Here is a 21,093-nt window from a genome sequence, read left to right on the forward strand (position 1 = left end):
CGAGAGAGTGGTGGACGCCACTGTTTCGAACATGCAACGGTCGGAGAGGTGACGTCGATGGTCTCCCGGGAAACCGGTGAGGAGGTGGACGACGTGAAGATCAACCAGCGCGCGAAGGGGCCCGCGAACCGCAGGCGCGCCTGGCAGATCCTGGAGGCTCCGGCCGACGAGCACAGCGGGGAGAAGAAGCGGCGCCGCGGGAACGAACCGCGCCGGCGGGCGTGGCACATCCTGGAGGCGCCGACCGGCGAGCAGCCGGCGGTGGACAGCGACACGGCGGTCGGCCCGGCGCTGCCCGACGACTCCACCGTCAACTTCGTCCTCGACCTCGCGCTGCGCATCGGCGAGGTGCAGATGTCCAGTGGCGCGGGCGCTTCCGACGTCACCGCGACCATCATCGCGATCACCAACGCGCTCGGCCTGCCGCACTGCGAGGTCGACGTCATCTTCACGTCCATCACCGTCACCTGCCACCGCGGCACCGACATGAACCCGGTGTCGGCGCTGCGCGTGGTGCGTTCCCGCAGCCTGGACTACACCCGCCTGTCCGCCACCGAGATGCTGGTCCAGCAGATCACCCGCGGCAACATCAGCGCCGAGGAGGCGTACTCCGAACTGCAGCGGATCACCACCGCCCCGCACCCCTACCCCCGCTGGGTCGCCACCCTCGCCTGGGGCGGGATGGCCTTCTTCATCACCCTGATCATCGGCGGCGGGGTGGACGTGGCCCTGGTCGCGCTGGTCATCAGCGCGGTGATCGACCGGATCGGCCGCCTGCTCAACCGGTACGCGCTGCCGTTCTTCTTCCAGCAGGTGGTCGGCGGCCTGGTGGCGACCCTGTCCGCGATCCTCATCGTGAGCAGCGATCTGCTCACCACCGACAAACCGACGCTCGTGGTCGCCGCGGCGATCACCGTGCTGCTGTCCGGTTTGTCCACGGTGTCCGCGGTGCAGGACGCGATCACCGGGTACAACGTCACCGCGGCCGGGCGGACCATGGAGACCGCCCTGATGAGTGCCGGGCTGATCGCCGGGGTGGCGCTGGCGCTGAAGGTCGCGACCCAGGTCGGCCTGCCGCAGGTCACCCCGGAGGCGCCGCCGTACAACCCCCAGGCGCTGCCGATCATGGTCGTCGCGGGCGCGGGCGCGGCCGCCTGCTTCGCCCTGGCCAGCTACTCGACGCTGCGGTCGATGCTCGTCGCGGCCGCCGCCGGGGCGATCGGGGCGGCCGTCTACGGCTCGCTGATGATCTCCGACTTCGACGGGATCAGCTCGTCCGCGGTGGCGGCGACCCTGGTCGGGTTGGGCGGCGGCGTGCTGGCCCGCCGGCTCAAGGTGACCCCGCTGGTCGTCGCGGTGTCCGGAATCACCCCGCTGTTGCCCGGTCTGTCCACCTACCGTGGGCTGTACCAGATCGCGGTGGAGTCGTTCGGCAACTTCTCCACGCTGATGAGTGCCGTCGCGATCGGGCTGGCGCTGGCCGCGGGCGTGGTGCTCGGTGAATACCTCGCTCAACCGGTGCGAACCGGACTCGGCCGGCTGGAGCGGAGATTCGCCGGCCCGCGGATGGCCGGGCCGCTGCGCCCGTCCCGCCGCCGGCTCGAGTAGCCAGGTGATCTTGCTCCCGCACGCCAACCGATAATGTTCGTATCGGGCGACGCCCGATGAGCGAGGGAGCAGCGAACCGATGAGTGAGCCAGCTCGGACCAGCGCCGCGGACTTCGTCGTGGTGGCCAACCGGCTGCCGGTCGACCTCGACCGATCGGCGGACGGCACCCAGCGCTGGACGGCGAGCCCCGGTGGCCTCGTCTCCGCCCTGGAGCCCTTCCTGCGGTCCCGCAAGGGCGCCTGGGTCGGCTGGCCCGGCGTGCCGGACGTCGAGGTCGACGAGTTCGACGACGACGGCCTCGTGCTGCACCCGGTCACCCTCACCTCGGACGAGGTCCGCGACTACTACGAGGGCTTCTCCAACGCCTCGCTCTGGCCGCTCTACCACGACGTGGTGGAACGCCCGGTGTTCGACCGCGGCTGGTGGGAGAGCTACGTCCAGGTCAACCGGCGGTTCGCCGAGGCCAGCGCCACGGTCGCGGCCGAGGGCGCCACCGTCTGGGTGCAGGACTACCAGCTCCAGCTGGTCCCGAGCATGCTCCGCGAACTGCGCCCCGACCTGCGGATCGGCTTCTTCCTGCACATCCCGTTCCCGCCGGTCGAGCTGTTCATGCAGCTCCCGTGGCGCAGCGAGATCGTGCGCGGGCTGATCGGCGCCGATCTGGTCGGCTTCCACCGCCCCGGCGGCGCGCAGAACTTCCTCTGGCTGGCCCGCCAGCTGATCGGCCTGGAGCCGAGCCGCGGCGCGGTCGGCGTGCGGTCCCGGCCGGGCATGGTGCAGGTCGGCGACCGGACGGTCCGGGTGGGCGCGTTCCCCATCTCGATCGACGCCGCCGGGCTGGACACCCTCGCCCGCAGCAAGCAGGTCACCCAGCGGGCCGCCGAGATCCGCGCCGACGTCGGCAACCCGCGCACGGTGCTGCTCGGCGTCGACCGCCTCGACTACACCAAGGGCATCGACCTGCGCCTGCAGGCCCTGCACGAGCTCCTGCAGGAAGGCAGGGTGCAGCCCGAAGACGTCACGTTCATCCAGCTCGCCACGCCGAGCCGGGAACGCGTCGAGCACTACCAGCGCATGCGCGGCGACATCGAGCAGATGGTCGGCCGGATCAACGGCGAGTTCGCCCGGGTGGGCCACCCGGTCGTGCACTACCTGCACCAGTCGGTGAACCGGACCGAGCTGGCCGCGTTCTTCTCCGCGGCGGACGTCATGGTGGTGACTCCGCTGCGTGACGGCATGAATCTGGTGTGCAAGGAGTATGTCGCGTGCCGGCACGATCTCGGCGGCGCGCTCGTGCTGTCCGAGTTCGCCGGTGCGGCGGCGGAACTGAGCAGTGCGTTCTTGGTAAATCCCCATGATCTCGACGGGGTGAAGAACGCGCTGCTGGCAGCCATTACGCTCGACCCTGCCGAGGGAAGACGTAGGATGCGCGCCCTACGTCGTCAGGTCCTCACGCATGACGTCGACAGGTGGGCGCGCTCGTTCCTGGAAGCACTCGGGACCGAGCCGGTCGCCTGAGTATTTCCCCTGAACAACTGAGTTCTTCTTCCTTACACCCACCCATACTTGAAGCTCCTGAGGAGGAGTGTTGACCGCCGAGGCCCTGCCCGCCGAGCTGCGGCGCGCGATCGTGCAGATCGCCCGCACGCCGCGACTGCTGGTCGCCTGCGACTACGACGGCACGCTGGCTCCGATCACGTCCAATCCGGACGAGGCCCGCCCGCTGCCCGAATCGGTCGGCGCGTTGCGTTCGCTCGCCGGATTGCACGAGACGACGACCGCGGTGATCTCCGGGCGCGCACTGCGCGACCTGGCCACCCTGTCCAGACTTCCGGCCGAGGTGCACCTGGTCGGCAGCCACGGATCCGAGTTCGACATCGGTTTCGTGCACGCGCTCGACTCGAAGGCACGCGAGCTGCACCGCAGACTGGAAGCCGAGCTGGAGGAGCTCGTCCTCGACGTCCCCGGGGTGTCGCTGGAGGTGAAACCGGCCAGCATCGCGGTGCACGTGCGGCGCGCCGAGCACGAGGCCGGGCGGCGCGTGCTCGCCACCGTCCACAATGGACCGTCTACTTGGGAAGGCGTGTCGACCACCGACGGCAAGGAGGTCGTCGAGCTGGCGGTCGTCCAGACCGACAAGGGCCGCGCGCTGGACACCCTCCGCCACCAGGTCGGCGCGACCGCGGCGATCTTCCTCGGCGACGACGTCACCGACGAGAAGGCGTTCGCGCGGCTGTCCGGTCCGGACGTCGGCATCAAGGTCGGCACCGGTGATTCCCTTGCCGCCTACCGGGTTCCGGACACCGTGGACGTGGCGACCGTGCTCGCGTTCATGCTGGAGGAGCGCCGCACCTGGCTGTACGGCGAGCAGGCTCCGCCGATCGAGCGGATCTCCATGCTGGCCAACGAGCGTTCGGTCGCGCTGCTCACCCCGGACGCCCGGCTGACCTGGCTCTGCCACCCCGGCCCGGACGCGCCCGCGGTGTTCGCCGACCTGCTCGGCGGCCCCGGCGCCGGGCACTTCACCATCCGGCCGCACCGCAACGGCCTGCCGCTGGGCCAGCGGTACCTGCCGAACACGATGACCGTGGAGACCCGCTGGTCGCGGCTGCTGGTCACGGACTACCTGGAACCGGAGAGCCCGGCGCACCGCACCGATCTGGTCCGGGTGATCTCCGGTGAGGCGGTCGCCGAGGTGACCTTCGCGCCGCGGCCGGAGTTCGGCGGCGTGCCGGTCCGGCTGCTGCCCGAGGACGACGGCCTGCGCGTGCTCGGCACCTCGGAGCCGTTCGTGCTGCGCGCCCCCGGCGTGCGGTGGGAGATCAACTCGGACGGCCTGCACGACACCGCGACCGCGCTCGTCCAACCCGCCCCGGAGAAGCCGGTGGTGCTGGAGCTGCGCTGCGGCACCACCGATCTCGGCCGCCACGAACTGTCCGAAGTGGATCGCCGGGCGCGGGCGGGGGCGTACTGGAGCGACTGGGCCAGCACGCTGAAACTGCCGCCGGTCGAAACCGATCTGGTCGGCCGGTCCGCGCTGACCCTGCGCGGCCTGGTGAACACCGACACCGGCGGCGTGCTGGCGGCGGCCACCACCTCGCTGCCGGAGGAGATCGGCGGCGTGCGCAACTGGGACTACCGGTACTGCTGGGTCCGCGACGCGGCGTTCACCGTGCGCGAGCTGGTGGCGCTCGGTTCGCTGGACGAGGCCGAGGGTTACCTGCGGTGGCTGCACGGGGTGCTCGCCACCCTGGCCGGCCCGGAACGGCTGCACCCGCTGTACACGCTCGCCGGCACCCAGATCGGCGCCGAAGCGGTGATCGACTCGCTGCCGGGGTACGCGGGTTCGCGTCCGGTGCGGGTCGGCAACCTGGCCAACCACCAGGTGCAGCTGGACGTGTTCGGCCCGGTCGTCGAGCTGGTGGTCGCGCTGGCCCAGGCGCGCGGCGAGCTGCGGGACGAGGACTGGCAGCTGGTGCGCGCGATGGCCGAGGCGGTGGCCCGGCGCTGGTTCGAACCGGACCACGGCATCTGGGAGGAGCGGCACGTGCCGCGCCACCGGGTGTACTCGCGGGTGATGTGCTGGGTGACCATCGACCGGGCGATCAAGCTCGGCGAAGTCTACGAGCGCGACATCCCGCCCGGCTGGGCCGGGCTGCGCGACCAGATCGCCGCGGACGTGCTGGAGAACGGCTGGAACGAAGAGGTGCAGGCGTTCACCACCGCCTACGACGGCGTCGATCTGGACGCGGCGTCGCTGTTCGTCGGCCTCGCCGGGCTGATCGACCCGAGCGATCACCGGTTCCAGTCGACGGTGACCGCGATCGAGGCGGAACTGCGCAGCGGTTCCACGGTCTACCGCTACCGGCGCGACGACGGCCTGCCCGGCGGCGAAGGCGGCTTCCACCTGTGCGCGGCCTGGCTGGTCGAGTCCTACCTGCTGACCGGCCGCCGCACCGAGGCGGAAGAACTGTTCGAACAACTGGTCAAATCGGCGGGCCCGACCGGCCTGCTGCCCGAACAGTACGACCCGATCGCCGAACGCTCGCTGGGCAACCACCCGCAGGCATACTCGCACCTGGGCCTCATCCGCTGCGCGAACCTGCTTTCCCAGTGACACCCCGGTGGGTGGAAAGCACGCGCTTTCCACCCACCGGCGGCGTTCAGTTCCGGAACACGAAGGTCTCCCCGGTCGACCGGTCCCATTCGATCCAGCCGTGCTGGAAATTGCTGCGGCGGCCGCGCAGCGAATCGAACTCGTCGCTGGTCGGGTAGCCCAGGTCAGATCTCTCCGCCCCCAGCGACGCCCACTTCGCGCGGATCGCCCCGTACACCGCGAACTCCCCGGTGGCAGGCGACCAGTAGATCGCACTACCGGCCTTGCTGAAGTTGACGAACTGACCGACGCCGTCCGAGGTGGCGACCTGGTCGGTCGTGGGGTAGCCGAGGATGCCCCGCTCCCATTCGAGCTTCGCCCACTTTTCCCGGATCGCCCCGTAGACGTTGTGCGCGCCGGTCTGCGGAGTCCAGTAGACCGAGGCGCCCTTCTTGAAGTGGTTGAACCGGCCGATCCCGTCCGGCGTCGCCGCGAAGTCGGTCACCGGCGGTCCCATCGCGACGTGGCCACCCAGGCGCAGGTAACCCGCGAGAACCTCGCCCTGGGTCTGGTAAGCCCACTGCCACGCGGGGTCGAGGTCGCTGTACATCCGCCCGCCCGGGAAGTCCTGGAACAGGACGTTCCCGTCGCGCTGCTCCGCACCGGCGGGGTCGCCGAGCCGCACGCGTAGCGCGTCGTCGTTGGCGACCCGGCGGGCAATCGGCGAAACCCGCTTCGGGAACGGATCGTCGGCGCGCCACGAAGCGCCGCTGTCACCCTTCTCGCCGATCCACAAGCCCCATTCACCGTAGGCGCCCGTACCACCGTGCCGGATGAAGTAGCCGCGCGATGCGAAGGATTCGAGGGATGCCTCCGAGTCGGTCAGGCCCGGCTGTACGCACCAGGTCGCTTCGCGCCGGAACTGCTCACTGGCGTCATCGCTGATGACCTGCACCTCGATGCCGGTGAGCTTGACGAAGTTGCCGGGATTTTCGGCCGAGTTGAAGGAAAAGCAACTGGGGTCGGCGAGTCCGGGCATGATCGTCCAGGTGGCGAACTCGTGCCGCGAATCCGGGCCGGTGTAGCGACCGGCTCCGACCGTCGCCACGCCGTATTCGGCGTGCAGGTACAGGCCCTTCATCCCGGGTGTGGTCGCTTGGAACGACTGCGTCAGGGCTTCGTACTGCCCGATGCGCAGGAACCGATCCACATCGTCCGGGGTGCCCCGCAGCGCGGCCAACGCCGCTTCCGCCAGGCGCGGGCGGATGCGGCTGTTGATGGCCTGCGTCCGGATCTGCGCGGCCCGCGCCCGAGCCGCCTCGCGCCTCCGCTGCTCCTGGAGCTCGGAATCCCGCCGGCTGGCCTCGTGGATCCCGGTATAGATGAAGGCCTTCCAGTCCGCCGGATCGGAGCTGCGCAGCGCCCGTTCCGCCGCCGCGGCCACCTCGGTGTCGGGGGCCGCCCGGTTCGCGATGAGGCGGACGAAGCTCTCGTCGGACAGCGCCAGCACCTCGTCCGTCGCGACGATCCCGAGTACGGACGCCGCGGACGCCTTCTTCTGCCGGTGCTCCAGTTCCAGCCGCTTCTTCTCGTCGTTGGCGTTGTTCCGGTCGATCTCGTCCTGGACGTCCTGGCCCCAGGCGTTGCGCAGCCCGTTGCGGAGGAACTCCTTCTGGTCGGCTTCCGTCCCGTCGAAGGCCGCCTCCGCCGCCTTCCTCGCCAGCGGGCGAGTTCCGTCCGACGGGATCTTCCGGTAGAGCCAGAAGACGAAGTCCCGGTAGCTCTGCAGCAGGTCGTTCGGCGCGACGTCGTTGATCCCGATGACCGACGCGGCGGAACGCTTCAGCTCCTGCGCGAGCCGCGCCTCCTGCTCATCGCGAACCTGGTTGTCCTGATCCCGCTTCAGGGCTTCGCGAGCGCCGGTGCGGATCCATTGGGTGCATTCGGCGTCGGTGCCGCTCAACGCCAGTTCCGCCGAGGCCCGCACCTCCCGCTTCCCCGCGGACACCTTCCACAGCTCGAACACGAACGTCCGGTCGGTCATGCCCAGGTACTTCGAATCCGCCGGCAGCATGCCGAAGGCGCTCAGCACCTGGAGTTTCTCCGCCACCGACGAACTGTCCGACTGCGGAGCGGCCTCCGCGGGGGCTACCCGGGAGGAACCGGTATCGGCCAGTGCGGGCGGGGTGGTCAGCAATCCCGGAACTACCAGTGCCGCGGAAGCCAGCACAAATCCGCGTACGACCGGCTTGGTCGGTCTTCGCATTTCCAAACAATCCCTTCTCTTTGCCAGGGTTGACCAGCCTGCCGTGACAAGCGGCCGACTTCTGTTCGAATCAAATAGTTTTGTTTGAAATCACACCGGTCAACTCCCCGTCAGCGCCGACACCAAATCCAACAAAGCCCGAGACCAGCCACTTGACAGGTGCTACCGGCGACAGAGAAAGGTACACACTGGTGTCATTCTCTCCAAAAGCGAGAGAACTACGTTCACGAACGAAGTTGACATGCGGGTCCCGCTCCCCCTTCAGCGCGGACCATTTTGACACGTCAACTCGGGCCAGACCTTCCGCGATCGGCAGTCCATCATTCCCGAACGGCGGAACATCGCAGCCGGTACGCGGCTTCGTTATCGCCACCACGCCCAGTATTCCACCGGAACTCGGTTCAACTTTTAACTCCACGTATCCTTCATTCGCCCCTCCGTATCGTTCTTCAACCAGATAGTAGATCGAATCCACGCATTCCTGACCAGGATCAAAGTCGATGGACAACGGCAGGTATTCATCACTTCTGTCGACCGGCACTTTCGACGGCCCGACGGCGGCTACCATGAGTCCCATGATCAGAATCCTACATACCTGGCATGAAAAAGAGCGGGAAGCGGCCCCGTCTTGGGCGGACCGAACTTGAGTTCCCAGCCTGCGACCACGATCATCTCATCAAACTTGATGCCGTTCCTGGCCGCTATAGAGACGGCTTTCCACAGACTGGCCAATTCCACAGCCGTCTGAGCACTTCTCATTTCAGGCCTGACCGCCTTCCCCAGCACGAAGTCGCGTATATGTTTCGAGCCATTCGGGTGCACCCATATCTTGACACCGGCCTGAGTGGTCAACTCGAACGACTGCGGGATCTTCGTCCCTTCCCAGACTTCCTGCGTAGCGTTGACAAAGTTCCAGATGTTCGGGCAGGCGGCAGCAGATCGGGAATCACCAAGAGCTTCAGAAGCTATTCGCCCCTTCTGCTCCTCCCTGAGGGCGACCACACCGGTACGCACCGGGACGCAGATTGTAATGCCGTGGATTTCCTCAAGAACCCCTCTACCCCACCTGGACCGGGAAAGGAATCCGGCAAGCCCGCCGACAACACGGGCGATGGCCGTGGTCACGGCAGGAAGTTTGCCAAGGACAGCAAGGAAAGAGCCGATATTTATGACGGTCCAGAGACAGCTCGCGATATTTCCTTCACCAAAACAACGTTTGGCATCGGTGATACCAAGCAAGCCGTTGAGGACTTCGGCCCCTATTTCGACCAGGAACTCCACGACGGTCTTGTTCGCCGCGGCGAGACCGTCGCGATACTGTTGAACGAGTTCAGGGCCACCGGCCGCCGTCAGCATTTCTATTTCGTCCGGCGTCAGGTCCGGAATGGTTGGGTCGAGTTGGCCCGCGACCTGGCGGCGGCGTTCGGCTTCGTCGCGGCGGGCCTGGTCTTCCGCCCGGTCCGCCGCTTGCTGTGCGGCTGTCGCGCTGCCCATGGCGTTCTGCGCGGCCTGGGTGGCGCGGTTGGCCGCTTCCTGGGCCCGGTCGGCGGCCGCGCGGGCCGCGGCCGCATCGGCTTCGGCTCGGCGGGCGGCATCCTGCGCAGCCGCGGCATCGGCTTCCGCGCGGCTGGCGGCGTCGCGGGCCGCGGCGGCATCGCGTTCCGCCGCGTCCGCCGCACGACCGGCGATGGCCGCGTCCGAGTTGGCCTGGTTCGCCGCCGCGCGGGCGGCGACCGCGTCCGCGCGGGCTTGGGCGTCGGCCTGATTGGCCCGTTCCCCCGCCGCCCGGGCGGCGGCGCCGTCGATGGCGGCATCGGCGGCCGCCTTCTGGGCGTCGGCGGCCGAACGAGCGGCAGCGGCAGCGGAGGCGGCGGCCGCGGCAGCGGCTTCGTAGGCCGGTTTCACCTCGCCCGCCGCACGGTCCGCGGCCTCCCTCGCCCGCTGTGCGGCGAGTTCGGCTTCCGCAGCCCGGTCGGCGGCGGCCTTGGCCTGCTCGGCGCCGACCAGCTTCGCCTGGTTGGCGACCTCGGTCACGAAATCGGCGTCGATGTCCGCACCGGTGAACGGGGCCACCACGGAGATCGCGGTGTTCGCCGGTTCGATGATCGCGTTCGACGACGCCCGCGCCGCCTGGGACGCGCGGACCGCGATTCCCGCCTGGGTCGCGGCCGAAACCGATTCGGCCGCCGCGGCGTCGGCCTCGGCACGTGTCCGGTCGGCGGCCTGCAATGCCAGCCTGGCCTCCGAAGCCGCTTGCTCGGCGAGTTGCACCGCGGCCCGAGCGTGCTCGGCGGCCTGAGCCTCCGCGACCGTGGCCTCGGCTGCCTTGGCGTTGGCCTGCAACGCGAACGCGTGCGTGGCAGCAGCCAGGGCCTCGGCTTCGTTCGCCGCCTGGTTCGCTCGCGCCGCGTGGTACTGGGCTTCGTTCGCCGCGGCCCGGGCCCGGGCCGCCGCCTGAGTCGCCTCGGTCGCATGCCCCCTCGCCCGCACCGCGGCACCGGTCGCGTTGTCCGCCGCGGCCCGCGCGTCGCGCGCCGCCTGGGTGGCGATGTTCGCCTCGGTCCGCGCGTCCGCGGCGGCACGGTTCGCCGCGTCCGCGTGCTCGGTGCCCCGGGCCCGGGCCGCCGCCGATTCCATCGCCTGTGCCTTGGCCTCGGCCGACTGCCGCGCCTGCTCGGCCCCGTAGGCCCGGTCCCGCGCCGCCGCCGCGTTGCGTTCCTCCGCCTGCGCGCCGTCCGCCGCCTGGTTCGCGACCGTTTCCTTCGCTTGCGCGTTCTGCATCGCCGTGTGCGCGATCCCGGCCTGCCGGTCCGCCTCACCCCGCGCGATCCGGGCATTCGCCGCTTCCTGCTCGGCCTTCGCCCGCTCCGACGCCGCGGTCGCCCGCTCGCGCTCGGCGACCTGCCGTGCGGCGGCAGCTTTACGCTGCTCGTCCTCCGCGGTCAACCGCGCCTGATGCGTCCGCGCCGCGGCCGCCCATGCCTGCCGCTCTGCCTCTTCGGCTTCCAGGCGCGCCTGGTGCGCCCGCGCCGCCGCGTCCTGCGCCGCGATCGCCTGCAGGCGCGCGGCCTCGGCGAGTTGCGCGGCCGAACGGGCGTGCTCCTCCGCGTGCAACCGCCACCGGTGAGCCTCTTCGGCGTGCCGCTCGGCCTTTTCCTGCGCATCCCGCGCAGCATCGGTCGCCGCGGTCGCGTCGATCGTGTGCTGCGCGGTCTGCGAAGCACTCACCGCCGCCTGCGCGGCCGCAGCCATGCCCTGCGCCATCCGGGCCCACTGCGACCCGTACGGCAGGTTGACCTCGACGAGCACGTTCGCCTCGACCGTCGCCCGGGCCGCGGCCTGCTGCGCCGCCGTCGCCGCGTCCCCGGCATACCCCAGCTGACGTGCGACCTCACGCTTCGCGTCGGCGAAGGAATCCGGCGAGTGGTGCCCGCCCGCCTCATTCGCGGCGAGGATCTGCGCGGCCCGTCGCGCTTCGTTACCCGCCGAGATCATCGCGTTCGCCGCGCGCTGCAGCGCCCGCACGCCTTCACCGTGCGCGATCAGCAGGTTCTTCCGCGCCTGCGACGCCCGCGCCGCGCGCTTGGCCAGTTCGCTGAGCTGGTCCGCGGCCTTCTGCCGCTCCTCCTGCTCCTTGAGATACGCCTCGCGGTCGGCCGCGTCCTTCTTCGCCGCGACCAGGTACCCGTTGTTCAGGAACTCGGCGATCGCCGCATCCCCGGCGACCAGTGCCGCCCGCGCGGCCTTCTGCACCTCCGGGCTGCCGACATCCGCCAGCATCTGCACCCGCGCCCGCAACGTCGCCAGACGGTCCCGGTCGAGCTGCGCCGCCTGCTCGTCCCGCATCTTCGCGATTTCGGCGCCATAGGCCAGGAAGCACTCGCGGTCGTAGTCGGTGCCCGCGAGGACTCGCGTGACCTCCCCTCGGAAGTACGGGCCGCCCTGGCCCACCAGCGCCTCGATCTTGGCCCGGTTCTGGCGCGCGGTCTCCTGCTTTCGAGCCGTCGCCCGGGCTCGAGCCTCGTCCACCCCCGTCCGCAGGAACGTCATGATCGTGGCGCTGTCCCCGTTCAGCGCGACCGCCGCCGCCTCGCGGACCTCCACGTCCTCGTCCAGCTGCGCGAGGTCGGCCACCAGTCGCCGGTAGCGGGGATCGCCGAGGTCCCCCACCCCCGACTTGCCGTCCCACTCCTTCCACTCCGACCCCGGCATCGGGCGCGGAGGCTCGCCGCCCGGATCGTCCGCGACGGCCGATGCCGCCACCGCGGGGGCGGACGAGACCGGTTGCACCAGCCCCGCCAGCACCGCCACCGCCAGCAGCAGCACGATCGTTCTTCGCATCTGCCGCGCACGCAGCATCAACGCACGTCTCACGCGCATCACAAACACACCCCGGTGATAAGAGAAGGAATGGGAAAGAGAGAAAAGAGCGGGTCAGGGCTTCTCGAGCATCCGTTTCTCGCCGGCCTCGGCCTGGGCGAGCAGGTCCTTCCAGTACTGCGCCTGTTCGACGGCGGACTGCCGCTCGGCGGTCCATTGCTCCAGGTTGGTCTGGGCCGGTCCGCCGATCGCCTGCCAGTTCGGTCCGGTGGCGGCCTGCGCGGCGGCGGCCACCGCGCGCCAGTTTTCCGCCTGCCGCAAGGCGAACTCCTGCGCGTCGGCCCAAGCCGTGCGTGCCGGAGCGGTCTGGTCCGCCGCGGTCCGCCAAGCGCGGGCGGCGGCTTCACGCAGTTGCACCGCGACCTCGTCCGCGGCTTCGCGCGCGGCCTTTTCGGCCGCCTGCGCCTCGGCGGCGAGCCTGTGCGCGGTGGCCCGCCAGACGGTGTTGTTGTTCGCCGACGCCATCCGGAATGCGTCCAGGTCCAGCTGACCGGCGCTGGCCCAGCCGTAGGCGAAGAACTCGACCAGGTCACCGTCGTCCGATCCCGGCCGCAACGCCCATTTGACCGCGGAACGCACCTGCTCACCGGGGTCGACTTCACCCAGATGCCGGACGAACGCGCGGTCGGCTTCGATGATCGCGCGCTTTTGCGCACCCGAAGCCTCGCGCGCCAGCCGATCCCGTTCTTTGGCCGCGTCGAAGCCAGTGCGCACGAACTCTTCACGCTGGGCGGCGGTACCGTTCACGACCTGGCGCGCCGCGGCGTTCACCTCCGGCGAGAAGTCCGGGAGGTAAGTCTCCAGGACCTGGTGGACGAAGTCGGCGTTTCGCGCGTCAGATTCGTCGGAAAGGCTTACCAGGTAGTCGAATTCCTCGTTGAGGAACCGGGCGACCGCCGCCTCCTGGTCGGTGTGGCTCAGGGCGAGCTGGGCCGAGACGCGGATCAGCGCACGGGGATCCCGGAAGGCCAGGTACCACGTCCACTCCAGATCTGCCGACGCGTCGGCGACCCGGACCGGCCCGGAAGCCACCACGCCCGGCACGCCGGGCGCCGCCATCGCGGGAGAACCCGACAACGCGATCACCACACCGCACAGTCCGACCGCGAACGCACGCTTGAACACCGGAAGTTCTCCCCCTTGATCAGATGGCCACCCCAGCCGGGTTCAAAGTAACCGATTGCCCCGGCTTTACACCAGCAGGAAAAGAACCGTGCTTGATCGACTAGCACTGCGGAAAACGACGGAAAATCAATGGTGAATGACGTCAACCGCTAGGCCGAATGGTCTCTTCGCGACAGAAAGAAGGTATGCCAAAACCGGGCCGCGGCCCTTGCCTCAGAGATATCTCCGAACGGGCCGCGAGTGTTACCGGTCAGGTTTTCACCCGTCCAGGCGAGTGATCGCGGACCAGCGGGGAATCTGGTCCGCCAGGGTCGCGCCGAAGACCGGCCTGGCGGTGATCGCCTTCCGGTCCGAAGAGTGCGGCAGGGCACTTTGGCGAAAAAGTGCTCCGCCTCCGACGCGTTGCCGTTCGCACCACCGCCGGTGCGGCTGAGGTACCACGTGCCGTCGCAGGAGACGGCGCCCTGGACATTGGCGACCGGGAGCCGGAACGCCTTGTCGGCGTGCCAGTTGCCGTCGGCGCCGAGCTTCGGGAGCCCGGTTTCGCTGTTCAGCGGCCACTGGGCGACGCGGCCGTTCTCGTCCGGGATGCTGCCCTTCGAGCAGTACTCGCCGGTGATCAGTTTGTCCGCGGCGCCGCGGTCCAGCGAGATGAAGGAGTACTTCGGAGTGCCTTTCCCGGTGCACTTGTAGTCCGGCGGGAATTCCGCGAGACCGCCCGGGTTTTCCCAGGAGGCGACCTGCGGCATCACGTACCGGTAACCGAAGGAGTAGTACTTCCCGTTCTGCCGCCCGATTTGTTTCTTGTCCCCGAGATCGGCCTTGTCCCCGGGCGGCCTTCAGATCGAAGATCTTGCGCATGTCGAACGCCCGGATGCCGCGGTTGGCAGCACGTGCTGGTACTTCTTGGTGGCGGGGTCCAAAAAGGACACTCGGACGCCCTTTCCGCACCGGTGCCACCCTTGTCGTACCAGCTCACCAGGAGCGCCGCTTGCCGGCGTCCGGGCCGTCGAAGCAGTACCGCTGCGCCGGGGCGTCATGTCCTTGAACGCCGGGGACTCGCAGTCGTCGCCGCACTTCGCCTGGCGGCTGACCTGTTCGAGGATGTTCTGCACGCCGAGTTTCGGCAGTTCCTTGTCCAGCTTCGCGATCCGGTCGGGGAAGCTGCCGTTGTGCTTCGACGGGTTGAGCTGGAAGTCGCTCTTGCTCGGTGGCGTGGGATTCGGGTTCGGCCCGGGCGACGGACTCGGCTCCTGCGCCGCCGCCGTCCCGGTCACGGTGGCCCCGATGACCGCTGTCACCAGCGCCAACGCGACCAAACGTGGCTATTCAAACCTGGCACAACCCACCCGCACACGAGTCGCCCGTTTCGGTCGCGCGAGTCCCGCGTTTCGGTAGGGCGAGTTCCGCGTTTCGTGCGGAGGTCAGGCGCTGTAGCCCTTGGGCGGGATCAGCGTGGCCAGCTGGTCGAAGGTGAGCCAGTAGATCTGGTTTCCCCCGAACGACGCCGGATCCGCGATCTTCACGGTCATATCCGAGCTGTCGTACCCGATCACCGTGAAGTAGTGGTAGATCGTGTAGTTCGGGTAGCCGGGCGGGTGGTTGTTCGCCGGGGCGACGATGTTCGCGACGATCGCGTACCCGTTGTTGACGTCCAGCACGATGTCCCGCCACAGCAGGTCCCGCTGCGCCTGGGTCGGCGGGTCGTTCGGCATCTCCTTGGTCTCGTACCACCCGGTGCCGAGGTTCTGGTTGAGCACGCCGGTGACCTGGCCGATCCAGTCCGTGCCGTTGGTCGTGGTGCCGAGTTGCGCGGCGAGCGTGCCCTGGCTCGGCACGTTCGAAGTCCGCGCCGAGATCGCGATCCGGGTCGCCGCCGGGCCGCACCAGTACCCCGTCTCCTGCACCTGGTAGTCGACGTTGAGCACCGCGGCGGCCCGGATGCCGTCGCCCTGCGGCATCGCGGGCGACGGCAGCCGCGGCACGCTCGCCGGGGCCGGGACGACGAACTTGGTCTCCGCGTTGGCCAGCCCCGGCAAGCCGAGCAAACCGGTCGCCGCGACGAGCGCGGCGACGAACAAGCGTCGCTTCATGACAGTCCTTTCCCCAGCTATGACGGTTTCTTTCCGCCCAACAAAGAAATAATGGGGAAAGGCGGCCACTTTGTCCCGTGTGGATCTTCAAACAGCCCCGAATGGCCCAATACGACGGTCAGGCCGCGTACCCCTTGGGCGGGATCAGCGACGCGAGCTGGTCGAACGACAGCCAGTAGATCTGGTTTCCGCCGAACGACGCCGGATCGGCGATCTGCACGGTCGAGTTGCCGCCGTCGTAGCCGATGACCGTGAAGTAGTGGTAGATCGTCTCGTCGGGGTAGCCCGGCGGGTGGTTGTTCGGCGGAGCCACGATGTTCGTGACGACCGCGTACCCGTTGTCGATGTCGTAGACGATGTCGTTCCAGAGCTGGGTCTTCTGCTCCGGGCTCGGCGGATCGCTCGGCATCTCCTTGACCTCGTACCAGTTCCCGCCGAGGTTCGCGTTCAACGCGTTCGCCACCTGGCTGATGTGGTCCGTGCCGTTCTCCGTGGTCCCCATCTGGGCCGCGAGATCGCCCTGGCTGGGCAGGCTCCGGGTCCGCGCCGACTGCGCGATCCGGACGGCCGCGGGCCCGCACCAGTACCCGGTCTCCTGCACCTGGTACTCGATGTCGAGCGACTTCGCGGCGACCTGGGCGGCCGCCGGAGCCGCGGGCACGTCGGCGGTGGCGACCCCGGAGAACCCGAACACCCCGGCGGCGGCCACCGCGACGGCCGTGACGATCAGTCTGTTTTTCATAACATCCTCCCAGTAGGTTAGTAAGTAACGCACTTTTTAGCCCTATAGTTACCTATGCACAACCCCTGAGTACGTGGCCAAGACAAGGTATGACCATGACGAGCGCCGCCAGGGCTCGCGACACCGAGCGGCCCGACCTCTCCGCCCCCGACGCCGGACAGGCCCTGATCAGGCTCTTCGACGAGCACGCGATGTCCCTGCACCGCTACCTGGCCCGGCGGCTCGACGCCGCGACCGCCGACGATCTCGTCGCCGAGACCTTTCTGGCCGCCTGGCGGCAACGATCGGGCTACAACCCGATTCGCGGCACCGCCCGCGCCTGGCTCTTCGGCGTCGCGACGAACCTGGCGCGCTCCCAGGCCCGCCGCGAAGCCCGGGGCCTGCGCGCGCTGGCCCGCGAACCCAACCGGCTCGCCGGGGCGCTGGCCGAACTCCGGGTGGAGGAGCGGGAGGTCCTGCTGCTCGTCGCCTGGGCCGAGCTGATGCCGGCCGTGGCCGCCGGGGTGCTGGGCCTGCCCCTCACGACCGTCCGGACCCGCCTGCGCCGCGCCCGACGCGCGCTGCGCAAACACGTCGACGAGGGGAAGCTCGGCACCGGCTGGGAAATCAGGGTCGACACGGCGGTGAGCGCCCTGCGGGTGGATGTGCCGGAGATGAGCCCGCACGCCTACGTGGACGCCCGCGCCCGGCTGATCGGGGCGATCGGCGGTGTGCGCCTCGAGCGGGAGCCGCCCCCGCGCCGCGCCACCCGGTTCCGGCTCGCCGCCGCGGCCCTGGGCGCCACCGCGACGGCGATCGTGGTGCTGGCGACCGGAATCCTGCTCGTCGACAACGGCCCGGGCCCCCGGGCCCCCGGCGCCGATCCGGCCACGTTCGCACCCCAGCCACCGCGCCCGCCGGTGGTGCCGGGCGAGCGGACGCCGCCGCTGCCGGGGATGCCGGACCGGCCGCGGAACGCGGCGATCAAGCTCGCCGACCGGGTGTCCGACCCGCCGCAGGCACCGGGGCAGTACCTCTACACGGTCCGGCTGGCCACCGGTCCCGGTTCCGGCGACCTGCGGGAACGCCCGTCCACCCGGGAGGAGTGGGTGCCGTTCGACCGACTCGGCGACTGGCAGCTGACCGTGGACACCGGCGAGGACACCCTGGTCGCGCCGGGCGGGAGATACCGGCCCGGCCAGGACGGCTGGGCCGCGGCGGAGCACGGCCAGGCGTGGCTGGACTCGTTACCGCGCGATCCCGCGAAGCTCTACGACCAGCTGGCGCACGAGGCCGACGGCCGCCCCGATCCCGCGGCGCACTTCTTCCTGCTCGCCTCCGGTGTGCTCACCCGGCCGGTCCCCGCCGATCTGCGCGCGACCTTCTACCGCACGCTGAGCTACCTGCCCTGGTTGGAGGTCGACGAGAACGCGCGGACCGGCAACGGGCGCGCGGCGGTCTCCCTCACCATGACCGACTACACCGGCGCATGGGAGGAGCTGCAGGTCGACCCGGGCAACGGCCTGGTGATCGGGCACCGGAAGCGGCAGCCGACCCTGGTCCGCTTCGAGTCGTCGATCGGCTACACCGTGGTGAACGAACGGGGTGCGAAGCCCGCGTGAACGCGGCGCGGGGCTCCGGGCAATACCGGATATGCACCCGATGACCGAAGACCAGCAGCCGGCCGGGCCGGCGCCGGGACTCGAGCGGCCGGATCTCGGCGGCGAGGATCCGGCGCCGGTGTTCGGCCGGCTCTTCGACGCCCACGCGCGTCCGCTGCACCGCTACCTAGCGCGGCGGGCGGGCAGCGAGACCGCACACGACCTGGTGGCCGAGACGTTCCTCGTCGCCCTCCGCCGGCGCGACTCGTACCGGCCGGAATCCGGTACCGCGAGAGCCTGGCTGTACGGGATCGCGACGAACCTGCTCCGCCACCACCTCCGCGGCGAGACCAGAGCGCTGACCGCCACCGCACGCCTGGCGCACGAACACGAATCCACCGTGGCGGGCCACGACTCGCGGGTCGCCGACCAGGTGGACGCCCAGGTCCGCGCGGCCCGGCTCGCCGGGGCGCTGGCCCAGCTCGCGCCCGCCGACCGCGACACGCTGCTCCTGGTGTCGTGGGCGGGGCTGGAACCGGCCGAAGCCGCCGAGGCGCTCGGCGTCCCGCCGGGGACGGTGCGTTCCCGGCTGCACCGGGTGCGCCGCTGGCTCCGCGCCAACGCCCCGCAGGTGCACAACGGACAGTCCACAAGAGACAGCTACGACGCGGAGGAGGCAAGCGATCATGAGTGAGGGCGACAACCTGCACGCGGTGTGGTCCGAAGAAGAGCTCGACGGCGCGCTCGCCACCCTGCACGCGGACGTCCGGACCGACGAGGGCGAACTCGCCCGGGCCCGGGCCACCCTGATGCGCGGCGCGGGAATCCCGGTCACCGCCGAGGATTCCGGCACCCGGGCCGTGGAAAACTCGGATGCGGCCGGGAAACCGGCGCGGCACTGGGCGCGCTGGCTCGCCGCGGCGGCGGCCGTGGTGCTGCTGGTCGCCGGGGCCGTGGTGGTCCGGAACGTGGTTCTCGGCAATCCCACCGCCGCCCCGCCGGTGGCCAATTCCCAGCAGAACCCGACCGGTATCGAGGGCGTCGGGGCGAAGGACGCGCCGATCCCGCCCGGCCAGTACCGCTACTTCGCCACGCACGCCTGGCACGGAAGGTATTCGGATCCGGTCGTGGTCCTCGAAGAAGTCATGACCGAGGTGTGGATGCCCGCGGACCCTGAACAGGAATGGCTCCAGCGCACCACGAACACCGGCAAGGTGAAGATGCTCGCAGGCACCGAGCAGGAGGCCAGGGCGGCCGGGCTCCTGCCGGGTCCGCAACCGCCCGAGGACAAGCGGGCGCCACGCGGCGAGTTCCACGGCCCGATCCAGGGCAGCTGGCAGACACCGACCCCGGAGTTCCTCAAGTCCCTGCCCACCGATCCGCGGCAGCTCTACGACCGGTTGCGGGCGGACACCGACGGCCGCGGCCAGGATCCCGACAAGGAGATGCTGGTGTACGTGGCCGACGCGATCCGCGGCGGTACCGTCCCCGCGAACGTGCGGCTCAACCTGTACCGGGCCCTCGAACTCGTGCCCGGCCTCTCGGTCGCACCCAGCACGACCCTCGACGGCCGGACCGGGCTCTCGCTGAGCTTCGACAAGGCCGGGGAGAAGCAGGAACTCATCATCGACCCGGCCACCGGCGAACCCATCGGCGAACGCCAGACGGCCACCGGCGACGACCGGGGCGTTCCGCGGGGCACGGTGTCCTCGGAAACCTCGATCGAAACCGGTATCGCTCCCCGGCTCGGGGTGAAGCCCGGAAGCTGACCCGCTTCCGGTCGCGGCCCGTGCGCCTGTCGGGGGCGCACGGGCCGCATTACGCGCGGGCGCGCTGGGCGGCCAGGACCGCCAGGGCCACATCGCCCGCCTCGAGCACCCGGATGCCGTCCGGCACCTTGCCCGAATCGGGCGGCACGATCGCGTGCGTGAAGCCCAGCCGGGCGGCCTCGGCGAGGCGGCGCCCCACCCCGGTCACCCGGCGCACCTCACCGGCCAGCCCCACTTCCCCGATCGCGACCAGGCGCGGCGGCAACGCCACGTCCTGCGCCGCCGACGCCACGGCGAGCGCGACCGCGAGATCGACCGCGGGCTCGGTGACCTTCATCCCGCCGACGGTCGCGGTGTAGACGTCCTTGTCGCCCAGCGGCAGCTTGCCGCGCTTCTGCAGCACCGCGAGCACCATGCCGACCCGGGCCGAGTCGAGACCGCTGACCGCCCGCCGCGGCTGCGGGAGCGTCGAGGACGCGACCAGCGCCTGCACCTCGCCCAGCAGCGGGCGCTTGCCCTCGACCGTGACGGTGATCGCGGTGCCCGGCACCGGCTCCAGGGTCCGGTTCATGAACAGGCCGGACGGATCCGGCACCCCGGCGATGCCGTCCTCGCGCAGTTCGAAGCAGCCGATCTCGTCGGCCGCGCCGAACCGGTTCTTCACCCCGCGCACCAGGCGCAGCGTGGAGTGCCGATCGCCCTCGAAGTGCAGCACGACGTCGACCAGGTGCTCGAGCACGCGCGGCCCGGCGACCGAACCGTCCTTGGTGACGTGGCCGACCAGCACGACCGGCAGCCCGCGCTCCTTGGCCAGCGCGACCAGCCCCGCGGTGACCGCGCGGACCTGGGTGACCCCGCCCGGGGTGCCCTCGGCCTGCGGCGAGGACATGGTCTGCACCGAGTCGACGATCAGCAGGCCCGGTCGGACTGCGTCGACGTGGCCGAGGATCGCGGCCAGATCGCTCTCCGCGGCCAGGAACATGCCCTCGTGCAGGTTGCCGGTGCGTTCGGCGCGCAGCCGCACCTGACCCGCCGACTCCTCACCGGTGACGTACAACGACGGGCTCGCGGAGCCATCGCGCGCAGCCCATCGATACGCGACCTCCAGCAGCAGGGTCGACTTCCCGACCCCCGGCTCACCCGCGAGCAGCACCACCGCGCCCGGCACCAGGCCGCCGCCGAGCACCCGGTCGAGCTCGGAGACCCCGGTCTTCCGGGCCCGCGCCGCCTCGACGTCGACCTCGGCGATCGGCCGTGCGGGCGCGCTCGGCGCCCCGGCGGCCACGCGCGCGATCGGGGGACGGCCGTCGCCGCGTTCCTCGACGGTCCCCCACGCCTGGCACTCGGGACAGCGGCCGACCCATTTGGCGACCTCGTTCCCGCACTCCGCGCAGCGGTAGCTGATGCCCTTCTTGCCCACGGGCGAGACGTTA

Annotated in this window: 15 protein-coding genes; 6 read left to right on the plus strand and 9 right to left on the minus strand. The window is 70.2% G+C overall.

Annotation, left to right across the window (positions count from 1 at the left end; translation table 11 throughout):
* Window positions 1-93 precede the first annotated feature (93 nt).
* The 3 genes from FXO23_RS07805 (at window position 94) to otsB (ending at window position 5,726) form a co-directional block, all read left to right on the plus strand.
* Window positions 94-1,608, plus strand: coding sequence for a threonine/serine exporter family protein (locus FXO23_RS07805; RefSeq protein ID WP_179956715.1), 1,515 nt, complete (start codon window positions 94-96; stop codon window positions 1,606-1,608).
* 79 nt (window positions 1,609-1,687) lie between these two features.
* Window positions 1,688-3,127 (plus strand): alpha,alpha-trehalose-phosphate synthase (UDP-forming), encoded by a 1,440-nt coding sequence (locus FXO23_RS07810; RefSeq protein WP_158882295.1) that lies wholly within the window; start codon window positions 1,688-1,690, stop codon window positions 3,125-3,127.
* Between the two features lie 70 nt (window positions 3,128-3,197).
* Window positions 3,198-5,726, plus strand: a complete 2,529-nt coding sequence (gene otsB, locus FXO23_RS07815) for a trehalose-phosphatase (protein WP_179956710.1) — start codon at window positions 3,198-3,200, stop codon at window positions 5,724-5,726.
* Window positions 5,727-5,772: 46 nt separating this feature from the next.
* Here the strand turns inward: otsB and FXO23_RS07820 are convergent, their stop codons facing one another.
* The 8 genes from FXO23_RS07820 to FXO23_RS07855 form a co-directional block, all read right to left on the minus strand.
* The gene (locus FXO23_RS07820) at window positions 5,773-7,971 is read right to left on the minus strand and encodes an AbfB domain-containing protein (protein ID WP_218951920.1); all 2,199 of its coding nucleotides are present in this window, start codon (window positions 7,969-7,971) and stop codon (window positions 5,773-5,775) included.
* Between the two features lie 70 nt (window positions 7,972-8,041).
* A complete protein-coding gene (locus tag FXO23_RS07825) occupies window positions 8,042-8,548 on the minus strand; it encodes a hypothetical protein (protein ID WP_158882301.1) in 507 nt (168 codons plus the stop codon).
* Window positions 8,549-8,550: 2 nt separating this feature from the next.
* Window positions 8,551-12,351, minus strand: coding sequence for a coiled-coil domain-containing protein (locus tag FXO23_RS07830; RefSeq protein ID WP_158882303.1), 3,801 nt, complete (start codon window positions 12,349-12,351; stop codon window positions 8,551-8,553).
* Window positions 12,352-12,405: 54 nt separating this feature from the next.
* Window positions 12,406-13,476, minus strand: coding sequence for a hypothetical protein (locus FXO23_RS07835; protein WP_246257003.1), 1,071 nt, complete (start codon window positions 13,474-13,476; stop codon window positions 12,406-12,408).
* 149 nt (window positions 13,477-13,625) lie between these two features.
* Complete coding sequence (locus FXO23_RS50980; RefSeq protein ID WP_218951921.1) at window positions 13,626-14,225, minus strand: hypothetical protein; 600 nt, start codon at window positions 14,223-14,225, stop codon at window positions 13,626-13,628.
* Window positions 14,226-14,315: 90 nt separating this feature from the next.
* Window positions 14,316-14,786, minus strand: coding sequence for a hypothetical protein (locus tag FXO23_RS07845; RefSeq protein ID WP_218951922.1), 471 nt, complete (start codon window positions 14,784-14,786; stop codon window positions 14,316-14,318).
* Window positions 14,787-14,900: 114 nt separating this feature from the next.
* Window positions 14,901-15,569, minus strand: a complete 669-nt coding sequence (locus FXO23_RS07850) for a C39 family peptidase (RefSeq protein ID WP_158882309.1) — start codon at window positions 15,567-15,569, stop codon at window positions 14,901-14,903.
* Window positions 15,570-15,687: 118 nt separating this feature from the next.
* The gene (locus FXO23_RS07855) at window positions 15,688-16,311 is read right to left on the minus strand and encodes a C39 family peptidase (protein ID WP_158882311.1); all 624 of its coding nucleotides are present in this window, start codon (window positions 16,309-16,311) and stop codon (window positions 15,688-15,690) included.
* Window positions 16,312-16,406: 95 nt separating this feature from the next.
* On the opposite strand from FXO23_RS07855, the gene FXO23_RS51475 reads away from it, so the two are divergent.
* The 3 genes from FXO23_RS51475 to FXO23_RS07870 are packed head-to-tail and all read left to right on the plus strand — an operon-like array spanning window position 16,407 to window position 19,660.
* Window positions 16,407-17,912, plus strand: coding sequence for a sigma factor (locus FXO23_RS51475; RefSeq protein ID WP_246257005.1), 1,506 nt, complete (start codon window positions 16,407-16,409; stop codon window positions 17,910-17,912).
* A 31-nt stretch (window positions 17,913-17,943) separates the two neighbouring features.
* The gene (locus FXO23_RS07865; RefSeq protein WP_158882477.1) at window positions 17,944-18,585 is read left to right on the plus strand and encodes an RNA polymerase sigma factor; all 642 of its coding nucleotides are present in this window, start codon (window positions 17,944-17,946) and stop codon (window positions 18,583-18,585) included.
* Window positions 18,578-19,660 (plus strand): CU044_5270 family protein, encoded by a 1,083-nt coding sequence (locus FXO23_RS07870; RefSeq protein WP_158882315.1) that lies wholly within the window; start codon window positions 18,578-18,580, stop codon window positions 19,658-19,660. The genes FXO23_RS07865 and FXO23_RS07870 overlap by 8 nt, the downstream gene beginning before the upstream one ends.
* 49 nt (window positions 19,661-19,709) lie before the next feature.
* Here the strand turns inward: FXO23_RS07870 and radA are convergent, their stop codons facing one another.
* Window positions 19,710-21,080, minus strand: a complete 1,371-nt coding sequence (gene radA, locus FXO23_RS07875; protein ID WP_158882317.1) for a DNA repair protein RadA — start codon at window positions 21,078-21,080, stop codon at window positions 19,710-19,712.
* Window positions 21,081-21,093 lie beyond the last annotated feature (13 nt).

The organism is Amycolatopsis anabasis, from assembly GCF_009765355.1.
Taxonomy (GTDB): Bacteria; Actinomycetota; Actinomycetes; order Mycobacteriales; family Pseudonocardiaceae; genus Amycolatopsis; species Amycolatopsis anabasis.

Coding starts and splice junctions, on each gene's coding strand:
- FXO23_RS07810 (WP_158882295.1), top strand. CDS start 1,688: ATGAGTGAGCCAGCTCGGACCAGCGCCGCGGACTTCGTCGTGGTGGCC.
- FXO23_RS07820 (WP_218951920.1), bottom strand. CDS start 7,971: ATGCGAAGACCGACCAAGCCGGTCGTACGCGGATTTGTGCTGGCTTCC.
- FXO23_RS07825 (WP_158882301.1), bottom strand. CDS start 8,548: ATGGGACTCATGGTAGCCGCCGTCGGGCCGTCGAAAGTGCCGGTCGAC.
- FXO23_RS07830 (WP_158882303.1), bottom strand. CDS start 12,351: ATGCGCGTGAGACGTGCGTTGATGCTGCGTGCGCGGCAGATGCGAAGA.
- FXO23_RS50980 (WP_218951921.1), bottom strand. CDS start 14,225: ATGCCGCAGGTCGCCTCCTGGGAAAACCCGGGCGGTCTCGCGGAATTC.
- FXO23_RS07850 (WP_158882309.1), bottom strand. CDS start 15,569: ATGAAGCGACGCTTGTTCGTCGCCGCGCTCGTCGCGGCGACCGGTTTG.
- FXO23_RS07855 (WP_158882311.1), bottom strand. CDS start 16,311: ATGAAAAACAGACTGATCGTCACGGCCGTCGCGGTGGCCGCCGCCGGG.
- FXO23_RS51475 (WP_246257005.1), top strand. CDS start 16,407: ATGACGAGCGCCGCCAGGGCTCGCGACACCGAGCGGCCCGACCTCTCC.
- FXO23_RS07865 (WP_158882477.1), top strand. CDS start 17,944: ATGCACCCGATGACCGAAGACCAGCAGCCGGCCGGGCCGGCGCCGGGA.
- FXO23_RS07870 (WP_158882315.1), top strand. CDS start 18,578: ATGAGTGAGGGCGACAACCTGCACGCGGTGTGGTCCGAAGAAGAGCTC.